This window comes from Streptomyces sp. NPDC093094, assembly GCF_044754345.1.
Taxonomy (GTDB): Bacteria; Actinomycetota; Actinomycetes; order Streptomycetales; family Streptomycetaceae; genus Streptomyces.
In genome coordinates, this window is the sequence record NZ_JBIVOX010000003.1 from 472020 (window position 1) to 487689 (window position 15670).

The window sequence follows — 15670 nt, forward strand, 5'->3', positions numbered from 1 at the left end:
TGGGGCTTTGGTCATGTCTGCGCACGGGTTGGGGGGTTTGTGTGCGAGATCGGTCACATCCAGGCGGGGCAACTTTCTCGCATCCCGTCACATCTCCACAGACGACACACAGTTGGCGGCCGAACCTGCCCTCGTGGTGCGTGCGACCGCCCCGGCACCAAGGAAGCCACCACAGTGCACAGACCCCTCATACGCGGCCTGGCGGTCGCCGTCGCCGTGACCTCGGCCGCCACAGGCATTTCCGGCACGGCATTCGCCGAGAGCACCCCGCCCTCGGTCGTCGACGCGGCCCGGGCCGCCGCCTTCGCCCACGCGAGCGCGACCGGTGTCGCCCGCGGCGACGAACTGCGGCCGCAGGACGTGCTGACCGACCCGGAGGGCGCCCGCCACGTCCGGTTCGTCCGCACCCACGACGGCATGCCCGTCCTCGGCGGCGACCTCGTCGTCCACCTCACGGACAAGCTGGCCTACGCGGGCGTGACCCGCGCCGCCGATCACGCCGTCCGCCCGGCCGGCACCGCCCGGCTCACCGCCGCCGAGGCCCGCACCAAGGCCGCCGCGGCCGCGGACGGCACCGCGGGCACCGCCGAGCTGGTCGTGGACGCCCGCGACGGCGACGCGATCCTCGCCTACCGCGTCCCGGTCACCGGCAGCGACATCGCCGAGGGCACCGGCCGCAGCACGGTCGTCGTCGACGCCGTCACCGGCGAGATTCGCAGCAACACCCCCGACGCCGACGAGTTCCTCTCGCCGAAGCTCGTGGAGACCCTGCGCGAGCGCGGCGAGCGGATCGACCCCGTCACCGGCGTCGCGAGCGCCTCACCCCGGTCCGGTCTGACCGGCGCGGGCGCGGCGGCCGCCTACCCGGCTCCCGTCGTCGGCACCGGCAAGACGCTGTTCGCCGGACAGATCAAGCTCTCCACCACGCAGACGGCCCGCACGAGGTACCTCCTCAAGGATCCCAAGCGCTGGAACACCGAGACCCGCGACGCCCGGGGTCTGGAGCCGACCGCGTTCGGGCAGGCCAAGCAGTTCGTCACCAGCAACAACGTCTGGGGCAACGGAGCCGTCTCCAACCGGGCCAGCGCCGCGGCCGACGCCCAGTACGGCGTCGCCGAGACCCTGGACTTCTACCGGGAGCGGTTCAACCGCAAGGGCATCCGCAACGACTCCCGGGGCGCCCGCGCGATCGTCCACTTCGGCAACAAGGTCGGCAACGCCTTCTGGGACCCGTACTGCGCCTGCATGCTCTACGGTGACGGCGACGGCGAATGGTTCAAGAAGCCCCTCGTCGTCCTCGACGTCACCGGCCACGAGCTGAGCCACGGCGTCGTCGACGCCACCGCCCGGCTCGAACCGACCTACGTGGACGGGGAAGGCACCCAGTACGGCGAGCCCGGCTCCCTCAACGAGTCCCTCGCCGACATCTTCGGCTCCGGCGTCGAGTTCCAGACGAAGAACGCCAAGAACCCGCCGAACTACCTCATCGGCGAGAAGCTCGGCCTGTCGCAGAAGTTCCTGCGCCGGCTCGACAAGCCGTCCCTGGACGTGCTGGAGCAGGCCGTCGACTACTGGTCGCCGGCCCTCTACAGCACCGAGGTGCACGCCGGCTCCGGTGTCTCCTCGCACGCGTTCTACCTGCTCGCCGAGGGCAGCGGCCGCAAGACCATCGGCAGCGTCACGTACAACTCGCCGACCTACGACGGCCAGCCCGTCAAGGGCATCGGCCGCGCCAAGGCCCTCGCGATCTTCTACCGGGCCCTGACCCGCTACATGGTCTCCACGACCGACTTCCACGACGCGCGCATCGCGACGCTGAAGGCGGCCAAGGACATGTACGGCGCGACCAGCGTCGAGTACAAGACGGTCAGCCGCGCCTGGGCCGCCGTGAACGTCAGGGTCGCCAACACCCCTGCCGCCAGGCACTGACGACGGACCGACCGGGTCCGGGGACGTCCCCGGACCCGGACCACGGCCCTCCGGAGCACCCGGCCGGAGGGCCGTGGCGCGTCCTGCGCCGCGAACGCGCCGGACACCCGGCCGAAGCCTCCGGGACGCCCGTCAGCCCGAGGCCGTGTGCTCCCGGTCGATCAGGCCCTCCCGGTAGGCGATCGCCACCGCCTCCGTGCGGCTCGCGGCGCTCAGCTTGGCGAGGATGTGGGAGACATGGACGCTCGCGGTCTTGCCGGTGATGAAGAGCTCCTCGCCGATCTGGCGGTTGCTGCGGCCCAGGGCGAGCAGACGCAGCACATCCTCCTCGCGGGCCGTCAGCCGCACAAAGCCGCCGGAGGACGGCGCCGGTTCGCCGAGGCGGCCCCGCCGCCGGAGGGCGTCGACCTGCTCCAGCAGATCGGCGGCGCCCAGCCGGACGGCCGCCTCACGGGCCGCGCGCGCCTCGACGGCCGCCTCCTCGCGGCGCTCCGCCACCAGCAGCGCCTCGGCGAACCGCAGCCGGCAGCGCGCCCGTTCGTACCGGTCCCCGAAGTCGAACGCGGCGACGGCCGCCTCCCAGGCCGCCGCGTCCGGACCGCGCACCGCCCGCACGCGCTCCGCCTCGGCGCGCGCCAGCCAGGCCATGCCCTCCGGCCCCTGCGGTCTGCCGTTCACCCCTTTCCGCGCGGAGGCCCGCGCCAGCCCGACCAGTTCGTCCGCGGTGTCCGCCCAGCGCCGGGCCTCCGCCTCGTCGCCGCCCGCGCGGCAGGCCACGGCCGTGTCGGCGACCGCGGACAGCGCCAGCGCGGCCAGCCGGACGGTGGCGTCGGGAGGCAGCCCCGAGTCGTCGGTGAGGGCCTCCACAGCGGCCCGCATCCGCGCCACGGCCCCCTGCGCGTCACCGCTTCGCGCGGCCGCCTCGGTCAGCACGGTGCCGGCCACCAGCGCCGCCATCCAGTCGAACGGCCCCCGCAGCAGTTCCTCGGCCCGCTCCACGGCGCTCTCGTCGCCGCGCGCGAGCCGTACGTACAGCGCGGGCCCCACCGTGAACGCGCCCGCCGGCGGCAGCACCTCCGCGTCCTGCTCCGAGGCCCGCACACACTCGTCCCAGCGGCCCAGCATGTACAGCGCCAGCAGCCGCAGATAGCGCATCTCCAGCGGGTACGGCGACGACAGCAGCCCGGCCGACCGGGCCCGGTCCAGCCCCTCGGCCAGCCAGGGCAGGCACTCCTCCAGCGTGCCCGCCTCGAACGCGCCGATGGCGAGGTGGAACAGGGCGCGCAGCTCCACCGGCGCGTTGCCCGAACCGCGCGCCAGGTCCCGGGCCTGCTCCAGCCGCAGGCGGCCCGCCGGGGTGCGGCGGCCGTCGAAGTAGGCGAGCGAGACCAGCAGATCGGCCCGCGCGTCGGTGAGACCGAGGTCCTCGGCGGCCTTGAGCGCCTGATGCGCCACCCGCAGGGCGGTCTCGGCCTCCCCGACCTGCCGGGCGGCCAGCACATGGGTGGCCGCCGCCCACACCCAGGTCGGCGACGGGGGATCGGCCGGGATCAGCGCGAGCGCCTCGCTGCTGTAGGTGTAGGCGGCCGCGAGACGGTCGACGCCGAGCAGATTGCCCGCGAGGGTGTAGCGGACCCGCGCGGCCAGTTCGGAGTCGGTGTCCTGTCCGACGCCCGCCAGCGCGGCCCTGGTGAGGGAGACCGCGCGATGGGAGTCCCCGGCGTGCGCGGCCGCCGCCGAGGCGCGCAGCGTGAGCGTGACCCGGTCGCCCGTCCCGCGGTCGGGCCGCGCCGGGGGCGGTACGGACGCCCACAGGTCCAGGGCGGTCTCCAGGTGGCGCAGCTCCTCCGCGGGCGCGCCCAGCCGCTGGGCGTGGTCGGCGGCCTCCAGGGAGGCGGCGAGCGCCTCCGGCAGGTCGTGGCTCTCCCGGTAGTGGTGGGCCCGCTCCGCGGCCGTCTCGGCGGCCGGGCCGCGGCCGGCCAGCAGCCGCGCGAACGCCCCGTGCAGCCGCGCCCGTTCGCCCGGCAGCAGATCCGCGTAGACCGCCTCGCGCGCCAGGGCGTGCCGGAAGGAGTAGGTGTCGCCGTCGGCGGAGACCAGCAGCCGGCGTTCCACGGCCTCGCGCAGGGCCGTCTCCAGCGCTTCCTCGGGCAGGGCGGCCGCCTCCCGCAGCAGCTCGTGACCCACCCGGCGGCCGGCGACGGCGGCCGTGCGCAGCACCTGCTGCGCGGTGTCGGAGACCTGCTCGAAACGGATGAGCAGGACATCGGCCAGCGCGTCGGGCACCCCGCCCGCGCCCGGGTCCGTCGCCGCGAGGAGCTCCTGGGCGTAGAAGGCGTTGCCCTCGGCGCGCTCGACGATCCGGCGGACCGTGATCTCCGGCAGGGCGCGCTGCTGGTCGTCCTGGAGCACCCGCACCAGCCGGGTCACCTCGGCGTCGTCCATCGGGCGCAGCTCCAGCCGCTCGACGGACGGCAGCCGCACCAGCTCCGCCAGCAGGGGACGCAGCGGATGCCTGCGGTGCAGGTCGTCCGCGCGGTACGACGCCAGCACCGCGAGGCGGCTGCCCGGCACGCCGCCCGCAGGGCGCTGGAGGAGGCCCCTGCTGAGCAGGAACCGCAGCAGGTCGCGGGACGACTGGTCGGCCCAGTGCAGATCCTCCAGGACGAGCAGCAGCGGGGCTGTCTCCGCCACGTCGGCCAGCAGCCCCGCCACGTCCTCGAACAGCCGCAGCCGTCCGCCCGTGTCCGGTGCGCTGTCGGCGCCGCCGCCCAGCAGCCGTCCGACCGCGGGACGCGCGGCGACGGCCGGCGCGAACCGCTCGTCGCCGGCCAGGGCGCCCAGCACCTCGGTGAACGGCAGATACGGCAGGCCCACGTCACCGAGGTCGACGCAGTGACCCGTCAGGACCGTCAGGCCCTCGCGTGCGGCCCGTGCCGACGCCTCGTCCAGCAGCCGCGTCTTGCCGACGCCGGCGTCACCGGCCACCAGCACCGCGCGCGCCTCACCGCCACGGGCACGTTCCAGCACCCCTGCCAGCCGGGCGAGTTCCTCCTCCCGGCCGACCAGGGGAGTGACGGTGAATGCGCTGTTCGACACACCTCCATCCTGGCACGCGCCACCGACAACCCACGGCCCGCCCAGGACGTCCGCGCAGCCGCAGCCGGGTGGCGCGTCAGCGCAGGATGTCGGCCCAGTTCCGCGGGACGCGGTCCGCGGGGCCCGGGACGGTCTGGTCGGCCGGATGGCTGACCGGCGGGGCCAGATCGGGCCCGGAGGCGTAGAGCTCGCCGGTGGCGAAGTCCCAGAACCAGTCCTCACCGGGCTCGTAGCTCTGGATCACCCGGTGCCCGGTCTCCCGGTAGTGCGCGGTGGCGTGCTTGGAGGGGGAGTCGTCGCAGCAGCCCACGTGCCCGCACAGGGCGCACCGCCGCAGATGGAACCACCACCCGCCGGCCGCGTCGCACTCCACGCAGCCGGCGCCGCTGGGCGGCACGGCGGGGTCGATCGCGGACTCAACTGACATGCGCCGGCTCCTCGGGTGTCTCGGTGTCCTCGATGTCCACGGGGGCGGCCTCGCCCTCCGTGGCGGTCAGCGGCAGCAGGACCTGGAAGCGGGTGTCGCCCGGCTCGGAGTCGACCTGGAGGCTGCCGTGGTGCTTGTTGACCACGATCCGCCAGGAGATGTCCAGACCGAGACCGGTGCCCTCGCCGACCGGCTTGGTGGTGAAGAAGGGATCGAAGATCCGGTTGCGGATCTCCGCCGGGACGCCGGGGCCGGTGTCCCGGAACTCGACCAGCGCCTGGTCGCCCTCCAGCGCCGTCCGCACGGTCAGCGTGCCCTCCGCGCCGGCGCTCCGCATCGCGCCGACCGCGTTGTCGATCAGGTTGGTCCACACCTGGTTCAGCTCGGCCGGGTAGGAGGGGATCCTCGGCAGCGAACGGTCGTAGTCCTTGACGACCTTGATCTCCGGCCCGATCTTGCCGGCCAGCATCATCAGCGTGCTGTCGAGGAGTTCGTGCACATCGGCGTTCTGGTACGGGGCGCGGTCCAGCTGCGAGTACTGCTTGGCCGCGTTGACCAGGCTGGAGATGCGGGTCGTGGAGTCCTCGATCTCGTCCATCAGCAGCTCGGTCTCGACCGTGTAGTTGAGCCAGCCGACGGCCGCCGGGAGGACCTCCTCGTCCACCGACGCGGCGACCTGGTCGAGCCAGTCCACGCCGAGGCCCGCCTGCACGAAGGTGGGCGCGAGCTTCCAGCCGTCCGCGATGTCGTGGTCGTCGAGCCAGTCGGAGATCTCGTCCTCGCGGTCGGATGCCTCCAGCGGGCTCAACGAGGGTGCCTTGGCGACGAGTTCGGTGGTGCGTTCCTGGATCTCGATCAGGGACGCGATCTGCTCGGGCGGGTAGGGGCCGGAGGAGATGACGGCGAGCTTGTGCCGCATCTTGGCGACCCGCTCGCGCAGCGTCGCCGTCGCCCGGACGGCCGCCGCGGCCGGGTTGTTCAGCTCGTGGGTGAGCCCCGCCGACAACGAGCCCAGCGCCAGCAGCCGTTCGCGCTGCCCTATCAGCCGCTGGCTGTTCTTGGACCCGAAGAACACGCCCTCCAGCAGATGCACCGCCATGGGGAACCACTCCCGCATGACGCTCGCGAAGACGTCCGCCGGCAGCACGAAGAACCGCGACGGCTGCGTCACCCGCATCGAGTTGTTGTACACCTGCTTCACCCGGTCGCCTATGTACGCCTGCATGGCGCCCGTGTACGACCCCGGGTGCGAGCTGCGGACGACCTCGATGTCGTCGCCGCCGACCCGGCGGGACAGCACGACCTCGCCCTCTATCAGCACGAAGAAGCAGGTCGCCGGTTCGCCCTCCGCGTAGACGGGGCCGGGCTCGAAGAGCTCCACCCGTCCCTCGGCGCACAGCCGGCCCAGCTGCTCCGCGGTGAGCTTCTCGAACAGGAAGAGCGAACCGATCTCCTTGGGACTGCAAGGCATCCGCTGCCCGCTCATGACTGCTCCAGATAGCGGTGGACGAGCATGACGGCCATGGCTCCCTCTCCGACGGCGGACGCGACGCGCTTGGCCGACTCCGCCCGTGCGTCGCCCGCGACGAACACGCCGGGCACACTGCTCTCCAGATGGTACGGCGGCCGGTCCAGTTCCCAGCCGGCCGGCGGCCGCCCGTCGGCCGACAGGTCGGGCCCGGTCAGGATGAAACCGCGCTCGTCGCGCAGCACCGTGCCCTCCAGCCAGTCCGTCAGCGGGGCGGCCCCGATGAACACGAACATCCACTGCGCGTCGACCACTTCGGTCTCGCCGGTGACGGCGTCGCGCAGGGTGAGCTGCTCCAGCCGCTCGTCGCCGTGGGCGGCGTCCACGACCGTGGCGGCGCGCACGTTGATGTTGGGCGCCTCGGCGATCTGCTGGATCAGATAGTGCGACATGGACGCGGACAGGTCCGGCCCGCGCACCAGCAGCGTGACCGACTTCGCGCCCCTGGACAGGTACATGGCCGCCTGCCCGGCCGAGTTGGCGCCGCCCACGATGTACACGTCGTGGTCCTGGCAGGAGGGCGCCTCGGTGAGCGCCGAGCCGTAGAACACGCCGCAGCCGGTCAGTTCGCTCGCGCCGGGCGCCGCGAGCTGCCGGTACGACACCCCGGTCGCGAGGATCACGCTGTGCGCGGCGACGGCCGAGCCGTCGGAGAACCGTACGATCCGGGCCGCGCCGTTGATCTCCAGGCCGGTCACCTCGCGTGCGGTGAGGATCTCCGCGCCGAACTTCGTCGCCTGCCGCCGGGCCCGGTCGGTGAGCTGCGAGCCGGAGACGCCGTCGGGGAAGCCGAGGTAGTTCTCGATGCGCGAGCTCTGCCCGGCCTGCCCGCCGGTCGCCGACCGCTCCACGAGCACCGTGCGCAGCCCCTCGGAGGCGCCGTACACGGCCGCGCCGAGCCCGGCGGGACCGCCGCCGATCACCACGAGGTCGTAGAACTCGGAGGCCGGTGTGGTCGCCAGGCCCACGTGCGCGGCCAGCTCGGGCGCCTCGGGCTCCACCAGGGGCGTGCCGTCGGCGGTGACGACGAGCGGCAGCCGCTGCCCGTCCTCGCCGGCGGCGGCCAGCAGCCGCTGTCCCTCGGGCTCGTCCGCGGAGTACCAGCGGTAGGGCACCTGGTTGCGGGCCAGGAACTCGCGGACCTCCGAGGAGCGCGCGGAGAAGCGGTGCCCGACGACCTTGGTGCTGGGCACCGGCCTGAAGTCGCTGGTGCGCCATGCCTCCAGCAGGTCGTCGAGGACCGGGTAGAGCTTCTCCTCGGGCGGGTCCCAGGGCTTGAGGAGGTAGTGGTCCAGGTCGACGACGTTGATGGCGTCGATGGCCGCGTCGGTGTCGGCGTACGCCGTCAGCAGCACCCTGCGGGCGCCCGGATACACGTCCAGGGCCTGCTCCAGGAACTCGATGCCGTTCATCTGCGGCATCCGGTAGTCGGCGAGGATCACCGCCACCAGATCACCGCGCAGCTTCAGCTCCTTGAGCGCCTCCAGCGCCGATTCACCGGACTCCGCGCGCACGATCCGGTACGACGCCCCGTAGCGGCGTCTGAGGTCTCGGGCGACGGCACGGGAGACTCCCGGATCGTCGTCCACGGTCATGATGACGGTGCGCGCCGCCTCGGCGACTTCTGCCATGCGTCTCCCACCCCGAGGGCTCGTACCTGCGGCACGGTCGCCCGCCGCCGCGCCGCATCCATCGTAGGTTCGATCGCCCCGGTTCGCTCGGGTGCGAGGCGGCCGGCCGGCCCCGCGGGACGCCCGGGACGCGGAGACCGGCGTCCTCCGGGTCCGCCCCCACCACCCTCATCCGGTCACCCTGCCCCACCTGCCCGCGCCCGGCGCCCGCCGCGAGCGGGCAGGCCACCTCGGCGCTGTGGCCGCCGGGGCGGGAAGTCCAGGTGAGGCCGGTTCCCGACGGTCCGGCCCCGCCCCGCGGGCCGGGGGCACGATCCGGTGGGACTTCCTGAGGTCGGCCCGATCCCGGACTCCTCCCCGGGGGCCGCTCCCGCCCGTAGGGAAGACTGGGGCCGTAAAGATCCACGGGACAGAGGGAGGCGGCCGGGATGACGGGGCCGATCACGGCAGGCGTCGACGGATCGGAGGAGAGCCTCGCGGCTCTCGCCTGGGCGGCCCGGGAGGCCGTACGGCGGGACAGGCCGCTGCGGGTCGTGCAGGCGTGGGAGCACGAGACGCACGAGGCGCTCGACGGGGACCGTGACACCCAGGCCCGCTGGGCCGCTGAGGCGGTGGCCGCGGCCGCGGGCAGGGCCGCCGAACGGCATCCCGGCCTGGAGGTGACCGCGGACGCCGTCGAGGGCCCGGTCGTCGACACGCTGGTGGCCGCGGCCGCGGAGGCCGGGACGCTGGTGCTCGGCTCGCGCGGGCACGCCGCCGTGGTGGGTTTCCTGCTCGGCTCGGTGGGCCAGCAGGTGATCGCCGGGACCACCTGCCCCGTGGTGCTGGTGCGCGCCGGGGACCGGGCGTCCGACGAGGTCGCGGGACACGAGATCGTCGTGGGCCAGCAGGGCACCCCCGAGGACAGCGCGGCCGCGCTGGGCTTCGCCTTCGGGACGGCGGCGGCCCGCGGGGCGACCGTGCGGGCGGTACGGGCCTGGACGCTGCCTCCGGTGTTCGCCTACAGCCCCGGCTCCATGAAGCTGCTGGACGACGCCGGGGGCCCCGAGCCGTTCGAGCAGAAGGCGCTGGCCGAGGCCCTGCGGCCGTGGCGCGAGCGGTTCCCGGACGTGCATGTCGTCGAGCACGTGGAGATGGGCAGCGCCGGACAGGTGCTGCTGTCGGTGGCCGGGCGGGCCCAGCTGATGGTCGTCGGACGCCGCGCCCGCCGTACCGCCGTCGGCGCCCGGATCGGCTCGGTCGCCCACGGGGTGCTGCATCACGCGGGCTGCCCGGTCGCGGTGGTCCCGCCGGCCTGATCCCGCCCGTGCCGTCCGTGCCTCACTCGTGCGAGGGGGTCTCCAGGGTCTCCCTCGCACGGGGCAGGACGTTCTCGACGTAGTCCCGCACCGCCGTGTCGATCCCGATGTCCTGCTGGGCGCGCTCGGACAGGAACCAGCGGTGCTCCAGGAGCTGGTGGTAGATCTCCGCCGGGTCCATGGCGCCGCGCAGCGCGAGCGGCACGGCCCGCACGGTCGGCCGGAACACCTGGCGCACCCAGCGGTGGGCGAGCACCTCCGGGCGGGCCGCGAGCGGATCGCCCGGCGCGTAGTCGTCCTGGGTCGCCATCCAGCTCTCCAGGTCGTTCAGCAGCCGCCGGGCCTGGTTCTCCTCGGTGTCCAGCCCGGTCAGCCGCAGCAGCTGGCGCTGATGGTGGCCGGCGTCGACGACCTTGGGCACGAAGGTGACCGTGTCGCCGTTGGAGGAGTGGTCGATCTGCATCTCGGCCACGTCGAAGCCGAGGTCGTTCAGGCGGCGGATCCGGCGCTCTATGTAGTGGTACTTGCCCGCCGGGTAGACCGAGACCCGGGTCAGCTCCTTCCACAGCTCGCCGTAGCGGGCGCAGATCTCCGTGCCGAACTCGATGGGGTCGACCGAGGGGTGCAGCGCGCCCGACGCCTCCAGGTCCAGCAGCTCGCCGCTGATGTTGACGCGCGCGAGGTCGAGGTCGTAGTCCCGCTGGCCGGGGCTGAGCCGGGCGTGCAGCTCACCGGTCTCGGCGTCGACCAGATAGGCGGCGTACGCGCCCGCGTCCCGGCGGAACAGCGTGTTGGACAGCGAGCAGTCGCCCCACGCGAAGCCGGACAGATGCAGCCGGACCAGCAGGACGGCGAGGGCGTCCATCAGACGGTGCATGGTCGCCGGGCGCATCGTCGTCTCGAACATCGAGCGGTACGGCATCGAACCGCCCAGGTGCCGTGTGATCAGCACCGGCTCCAGCGGCTCGCCGGAGGTGTCGGTGCGCCCGGTGACCACCCCGAGCGCGTCCACCGTGGGGATGCCCAGCCGGTCCAGGTCGCGCAGCAGCTCGTACTCGCGCAGGGCGGGCCGCTCGGCGAGCTCCTTGACCGCGATCACCTCCTCGCCCGCGCGCGCGTAGCGCACCACGTGGCGGGAGATGCCGCGCGGCAGCGGCACGAGGTACTCCTCGGGCCAGTCCTCCAGCGGGATGTGCCAGGGCAGTTCGAGGAGCAGGGCCGGGTGTTCCGGGTTGGTGGCGCTGATGTGCAAAGCCATGGCCCGACCCTAGACGCCGTGTTCCCGCGTCGGCACGGCCTGTTCACCTGCTGGAACGGCCCCTCGCCGGGGGTCGGGCCGCGCGTTCGCGGGCCCGGTCCGCGGCCTTTCGGACCGAGCCGTGGTGGGCGGGGCCGTGGCCCGGCAGCAGCAGGTCGCCCTCCAGGCCCGCGACGGTCTCCAGGGAGGCCACCGCCCGGGCGCGCTCGTGGTGGAACATGTCGGGCAGCAGCTGCGGGCCCTCCGGACGCGAGGTGGCGTGACCGGTCACCAGGGCGTCCCCGCCGAGCACCGCGCCGCGGTCCGGCACATGGAAGACGGTGTGCCCGAGGGTGTGCCCGGGCGTGTGCACCGGCACGGGCCGGCCCGGCAGGTCCAGCGGGCCGTCCGCCGGGAACGCCTCGGGGGCGGCGACCGGCACATGGGCGGTGCCGCCGACGCGCAGCGCGTGCACCGCCCAGGGCAGCACGCCCGGGCGCCAGCCGTTCGCCAGGACCGTCCCCACCGTCACCTGGTGCAGGAAATCCCGTCGCGCGTGGGGGACTTCGGCCTCGTGCAGGTACACCGGCGTGCCGTGGGCGGCGCGCAGGTGCTCGGCGGAGCCCAGGTGGTCGTTGTGGGCGTGGGTGACCAGCACGGCGGCGACCGCCTCAGGGGCGCTGCCCACCTGTGCCAGCGAGTCCAGCAGCCGCTCCCGGTCGCCCGGGTACCCGGTGTCGACGAGGGTGACGGCGTCGCCCTCCTTGAGGATCACCCAGTTGGTGTTGCTGCCGTGCACCAGGTAGGTGTCGTCGGCGACCTGCCGTACGTCTGCGCGCATGTCCGTCCCGGGTCGGTGAGTTGGGTCCGCGGGGGACAGCAAAGCAGACCGCCCCGGGCCCGCGGGAGGGGGACGCCGCCCCGGCGCGCACCGCGCGGGCAGGACCGCCCGGCGGCGCGCGGTCCGGCGGCGCGCGGCCTCGCGGCGTGCGGCCCCGCGGCGCGTGCGGTGCCCGGTCCGCAGGGATTCCCGGCCCGCTGTGCTTCCCGGCCTGTCGGCAGGAACCGCCCGTCGGCAGGAACCGCCCGTCACGACCGGGCCGCCGTGCCGGGCGACGCCGTGCCGGGCGACGCCGCGGAGGCCGTCGCGGAGGCCGTCGCGGTGGCGGAGCCCGCCCGCCGCGGACGGCTCACCCGGGTCCCCGGCGTGCCTCCCGCGCGGAGACGCGCACCGTCCGAAGGCAGCCCCGCCGGGGTCTTTCGATACACCGGTGTATCGAATACATTCCTGTATCCGACGAAGGGCGGACCATGGCGACGGAGCCGACGACCACCGGGCGTGTGACCAAGCGCCGGGCGCGCACCCGGGCGAACCTGCTCGACGCCGCGTTCGCCGTGTTCGCGGCGAAGGGCTTCGGACGGGTCTCGATCGAGGAGGTCTGCGAGGCCGCCGGCTACAGCCGCGGTGCCTTCTACTCCAACTTCTCCACCCTGGACGAGCTGTTCTTCGCCCTCTACCGGCAGCGCGCCGAGCTGATCGCCGCACAGGTTGCCGGGGCGCTCGCCCAGGACGGCCCGGATCTGGACGTCGTGCAGTCGGTGGACCGGGTCACCGAGGTGCTGCTGCTGGACGTGGACTGGCTGCTGGTCAAGACGGACTTCCTGGTCCACGCCGCGCGCGACCCGGCCGTCGCGCAGACCCTGCTGGAGCACCGCGCCACGCTGCGGCGGACCGTCGCCGACCGGCTCGCCCGCGCGCGCGGCCACACCGAACTGCCCGCCGCCCTGGGCGACGCGGACTCCGCCGCCCACGCCGTGGTCGCCGCGTACGACGGCGTCACCACCCAACTGCTGCTGGACAAGGACGTCGACGGCGCCCGCGCCTGGCTCAGGCAACTGCTCACCGCGCTGCTGACGGACGGCAGCGGCAACGCCCACTGAGGAAGGAACGCTCGCCATGGACGCGGACGTCATCGTCGTCGGAGCCGGCCTCGCCGGACTGGTCGCGGCGCACGAACTCACCAGCCGGGGCAGGCGGGTCGCCCTGGTCGACCAGGAGAACGCCGCCAACCTCGGCGGCCAGGCATTCTGGTCCCTCGGCGGGCTGTTCCTCGTCGACTCCCCGGAACAGCGGCGCCTGAAGATCAAGGACTCCTTCGACCTGGCCTGGAGCGACTGGCAGGGCAGCGCGCAGTTCGACCGTGTCGACGACGAGGACTCCTGGGGGGTGCGCTGGGCGCGCGCCTACGTCGAGTGGGCGGCCGGCGAGAAGCGCTCCTGGCTCGACGGCCACGGCATCAAGCTGCTGCCGACCGTCGGCTGGGCCGAGCGCGGCGACCTGCGCGCCGACGGGCACGGCAACTCGGTGCCCCGCTTCCACATCGCCTGGGGCACCGGCACCGGGGTCGTCGAGCCGTTCGCCGCGTACGCGCAGCAGGCCGCGCGCGACGGGCTGCTCACCTTCCACCACCGCCACCGCGTGGACGAGCTGGTGATCGAGGGCGGCACCGCCCGCGGGGTGCGCGGCATGCTCCTCGCCCCCGACGACGCACCGCGCGGCGTCGCCTCCAGCCGCGAGACGGCCGGCGCGTTCGAGCTGACCGCCCAGGCCGTGATCGTCACCTCCGGCGGCATCGGCGCCGACCACGACATCGTCCGCCGGCACTGGCCCGAGCGGCTCGGCACCCCGCCCGCCCGGATGGTCACCGGCGTTCCCGCCTACGTCGACGGCCGCATGCTCGACATCAGCGCCGAGGCGGGTGTCCGCCTGGTCAACCGCGACCGCATGTGGCACTACACCGAGGGCCTGCAGAACTGGGACCCGGTCTGGCCCGGCCACGGCATCCGCATCCTGCCCGGCCCGTCCTCGATGTGGTTCGACGCCCTCGGCCGCCGTCTGCCCGACCCCTGCCTGCCCGGTTACGACACCCTCGGCACGCTCAGGCACCTGCGCACCACCGAGGACATCGCCGGGTACGACCACTCGTGGTTCGTCCTCACCCGGAAGATCGTCGAGAAGGAGTTCGCGCTCTCCGGCTCCGAGCAGAACCCCGACATCACCGCCAAGGACCGGGGGGCGGTCCTGCGCGACCGCCTCCTGGGCAAGGGTGCCCCCGCCCCGGTGCAGGCGTTCCTGCGCAACGGCGCGGACTTCGTCGTGGCCGACACCCTGGAACAGCTCGTCGACAAGATGAACGCCCTCACGGACAAGGCGCTCCTCGACGCCGGCACGCTGCGCGGCCAGATCGAGGCCCGCGACCGCCAGCTCGCCAACCCCTACGCCAAGGACGCCCAGGTCCAGGGCATCCGCAACGCCCGCCGCTACATCGGCGACCGTCTGGGCCGCGTCGCGACCCCGCACCGGATCCTCGATCCGCAGGCGGGCCCGCTGATCGGCGTCAAGCTGCACATCCTCACCCGCAAGACGCTCGGCGGCATCCAGACCGACCTCGACTCCCGCGCCCTCGACGCGGGCGGACAACCCGTCGAGGGCCTGTACGCCGCCGGAGAGGTCGCCGGGTTCGGCGGCGGCGGCGTCCACGGCTACAACGCGCTGGAGGGCACGTTCCTCGGCGGCTGCCTCTTCTCGGGGCGCGCGGCCGGGCGGGCGGCGGCCCGTCAGGCGGGCTGAGCCGGACGGGGTCAGCCCTCTTCGAGGAGCCGGGCCGGCACCGCTGCGTGGCTGCGCTCCGGCTCCTTCGACGCCGTCAGCAGCGTCACCGTGCCCCGGCCGGCCGACTAGCTTACGCCGTCCAGAAGTTCGGCCGCCCCGGGCGACGCCGGCTCCGCCTCGTAGCGCCGGGCGAACTCCTCGTACGAGCCCTCGCCCGCGTGGTACCGGCGGCGCAGCCTGGTCGACGGGGTGAGCCCCTCGGGCCACTCGTCCACCCGGGCCGCGTCCTTGGACAGTCCGCGCGGCCAGAGCCGGTCGGCCAGGACACGCAGACCGTCGTCCGGCTCCGGGGCGTCGTAGACACGACGTACACGGATGCTCACGCGGGGCCCTCCTCGGCCGTCGTCCGGTCGTCCGGCCCTCGGAGCGTGACCCTGCCGCGGCCGGACCGGCTCACTCGGCCGACCGGGTGCGCCGCTCCGCCTCCCGGCCGCGGGCGGACCGGGCCCGCCGCAGCATCAGGCGCCGCTCGTTCTCGCCGGTGCCGCCCCACACCCCGATGCTCTGCCCCGTGTCCAGCGCGTACCGCAGGCACTCCTCCTGCACGGGGCAGCGCTCGCACACCGCCTTGGCCGTCAGCGTCTGCATCGACGCGGGGCCCGATGTGCCGATGGGGAAGAACAGGTCGGGATCCTCGTGGCGGCACTCGGCCCGGTCCCGCCATGCGTCCATCGGTGTCACTCCCATTCCTCCATGCCCTCCCGAGTCCGGTTGTCCGCACACGGGTCACCTGCCGGCGGGGAGCGAAACCGGGATTCCGGGTGCCCGCCCCGGACCGCCGGGGTGAGACGCGGGTCACAGCCGCCGGTGTCACAGCGCGCGGGGCCCGTCTCGTCCAAGAGACGTAA

At 74.0% G+C, this 15670-nt stretch carries 11 protein-coding genes and 1 pseudogene; 4 read left to right on the plus strand and 8 right to left on the minus strand.

What is annotated here, in order from left to right; genetic code table 11:
• The first annotated feature begins 174 nt into the window (after nt 1–174).
• The gene (locus ACIQGV_RS08165) at nt 175–1929 is read left to right on the plus strand and encodes a M4 family metallopeptidase (RefSeq protein WP_402492163.1); all 1755 of its coding nucleotides are present in this window, start codon (nt 175–177) and stop codon (nt 1927–1929) included.
• Nucleotides 1930–2061: 132 nt separating this feature from the next.
• Here the strand turns inward: ACIQGV_RS08165 and ACIQGV_RS08170 are convergent, their stop codons facing one another.
• The 4 genes from ACIQGV_RS08170 to ACIQGV_RS08185 form a co-directional block, all read right to left on the minus strand.
• Entirely contained in the window at nt 2062–5028 is a 2967-nt protein-coding gene (locus ACIQGV_RS08170) for a helix-turn-helix transcriptional regulator (protein WP_402492166.1), read from the minus strand.
• Between the two features lie 76 nt (nt 5029–5104).
• Nucleotides 5105–5455: a UBP-type zinc finger domain-containing protein gene (locus ACIQGV_RS08175; protein WP_402492168.1), complete on the minus strand. Its 351-nt coding sequence runs from the start codon at nt 5453–5455 to the stop codon at nt 5105–5107.
• Nucleotides 5445–6941 (minus strand): ATP-binding protein, encoded by a 1497-nt coding sequence (locus ACIQGV_RS08180; protein ID WP_402492170.1) that lies wholly within the window; start codon nt 6939–6941, stop codon nt 5445–5447. The genes ACIQGV_RS08175 and ACIQGV_RS08180 overlap by 11 nt, the downstream gene beginning before the upstream one ends.
• Nucleotides 6938–8614 (minus strand): FAD-dependent oxidoreductase, encoded by a 1677-nt coding sequence (locus tag ACIQGV_RS08185; RefSeq protein WP_402492172.1) that lies wholly within the window; start codon nt 8612–8614, stop codon nt 6938–6940. Before ACIQGV_RS08185 ends, ACIQGV_RS08180 begins: the two co-directional genes overlap by 4 nt.
• A 428-nt stretch (nt 8615–9042) precedes the next feature.
• On the opposite strand from ACIQGV_RS08185, the gene ACIQGV_RS08190 reads away from it, so the two are divergent.
• Entirely contained in the window at nt 9043–9912 is an 870-nt protein-coding gene (locus ACIQGV_RS08190; protein WP_402492175.1) for a universal stress protein, read from the plus strand.
• A gap of 22 nt (nt 9913–9934) precedes the next feature.
• Here ACIQGV_RS08190 and ACIQGV_RS08195 read toward each other — a convergent pair whose 3' ends face one another.
• Complete coding sequence (locus ACIQGV_RS08195; protein ID WP_402492177.1) at nt 9935–11170, minus strand: DUF4032 domain-containing protein; 1236 nt, start codon at nt 11168–11170, stop codon at nt 9935–9937.
• A 43-nt stretch (nt 11171–11213) separates the two neighbouring features.
• Entirely contained in the window at nt 11214–11990 is a 777-nt protein-coding gene (locus tag ACIQGV_RS08200) for an MBL fold metallo-hydrolase (protein WP_402492180.1), read from the minus strand.
• Between the two features lie 470 nt (nt 11991–12460).
• On the opposite strand from ACIQGV_RS08200, the gene ACIQGV_RS08205 reads away from it, so the two are divergent.
• Nucleotides 12461–13090 carry a TetR/AcrR family transcriptional regulator gene (locus tag ACIQGV_RS08205; RefSeq protein ID WP_402492183.1) on the plus strand — a complete coding sequence of 210 codons (630 nt, stop codon included), beginning with the start codon at nt 12461–12463 and terminating at the stop codon, nt 13088–13090.
• A gap of 16 nt (nt 13091–13106) precedes the next feature.
• Entirely contained in the window at nt 13107–14780 is a 1674-nt protein-coding gene (locus ACIQGV_RS08210) for an FAD-binding dehydrogenase (protein WP_402492186.1), read from the plus strand.
• An 11-nt stretch (nt 14781–14791) separates the two neighbouring features.
• On the opposite strand, the pseudogene ACIQGV_RS08215 reads toward ACIQGV_RS08210, so the two are convergent.
• Nucleotides 14792–15145: pseudogene (locus ACIQGV_RS08215) on the minus strand (DUF488 domain-containing protein).
• Between the two features lie 70 nt (nt 15146–15215).
• Nucleotides 15216–15494 (minus strand): WhiB family transcriptional regulator, encoded by a 279-nt coding sequence (locus tag ACIQGV_RS08220; RefSeq protein WP_402492189.1) that lies wholly within the window; start codon nt 15492–15494, stop codon nt 15216–15218.
• Between the last annotated feature and the right edge of the window lie 176 nt (nt 15495–15670).

Coding starts and splice junctions, on each gene's coding strand:
- ACIQGV_RS08220 (WP_402492189.1), bottom strand. CDS start 15,494: ATGGACGCATGGCGGGACCGGGCCGAGTGCCGCCACGAGGATCCCGAC.
- ACIQGV_RS08210 (WP_402492186.1), top strand. CDS start 13,107: ATGGACGCGGACGTCATCGTCGTCGGAGCCGGCCTCGCCGGACTGGTC.
- ACIQGV_RS08195 (WP_402492177.1), bottom strand. CDS start 11,170: ATGGCTTTGCACATCAGCGCCACCAACCCGGAACACCCGGCCCTGCTC.
- ACIQGV_RS08190 (WP_402492175.1), top strand. CDS start 9,043: ATGACGGGGCCGATCACGGCAGGCGTCGACGGATCGGAGGAGAGCCTC.
- ACIQGV_RS08200 (WP_402492180.1), bottom strand. CDS start 11,990: ATGCGCGCAGACGTACGGCAGGTCGCCGACGACACCTACCTGGTGCAC.
- ACIQGV_RS08185 (WP_402492172.1), bottom strand. CDS start 8,614: ATGGCAGAAGTCGCCGAGGCGGCGCGCACCGTCATCATGACCGTGGAC.
- ACIQGV_RS08205 (WP_402492183.1), top strand. CDS start 12,461: ATGGCGACGGAGCCGACGACCACCGGGCGTGTGACCAAGCGCCGGGCG.
- ACIQGV_RS08175 (WP_402492168.1), bottom strand. CDS start 5,455: ATGTCAGTTGAGTCCGCGATCGACCCCGCCGTGCCGCCCAGCGGCGCC.
- ACIQGV_RS08180 (WP_402492170.1), bottom strand. CDS start 6,941: ATGAGCGGGCAGCGGATGCCTTGCAGTCCCAAGGAGATCGGTTCGCTC.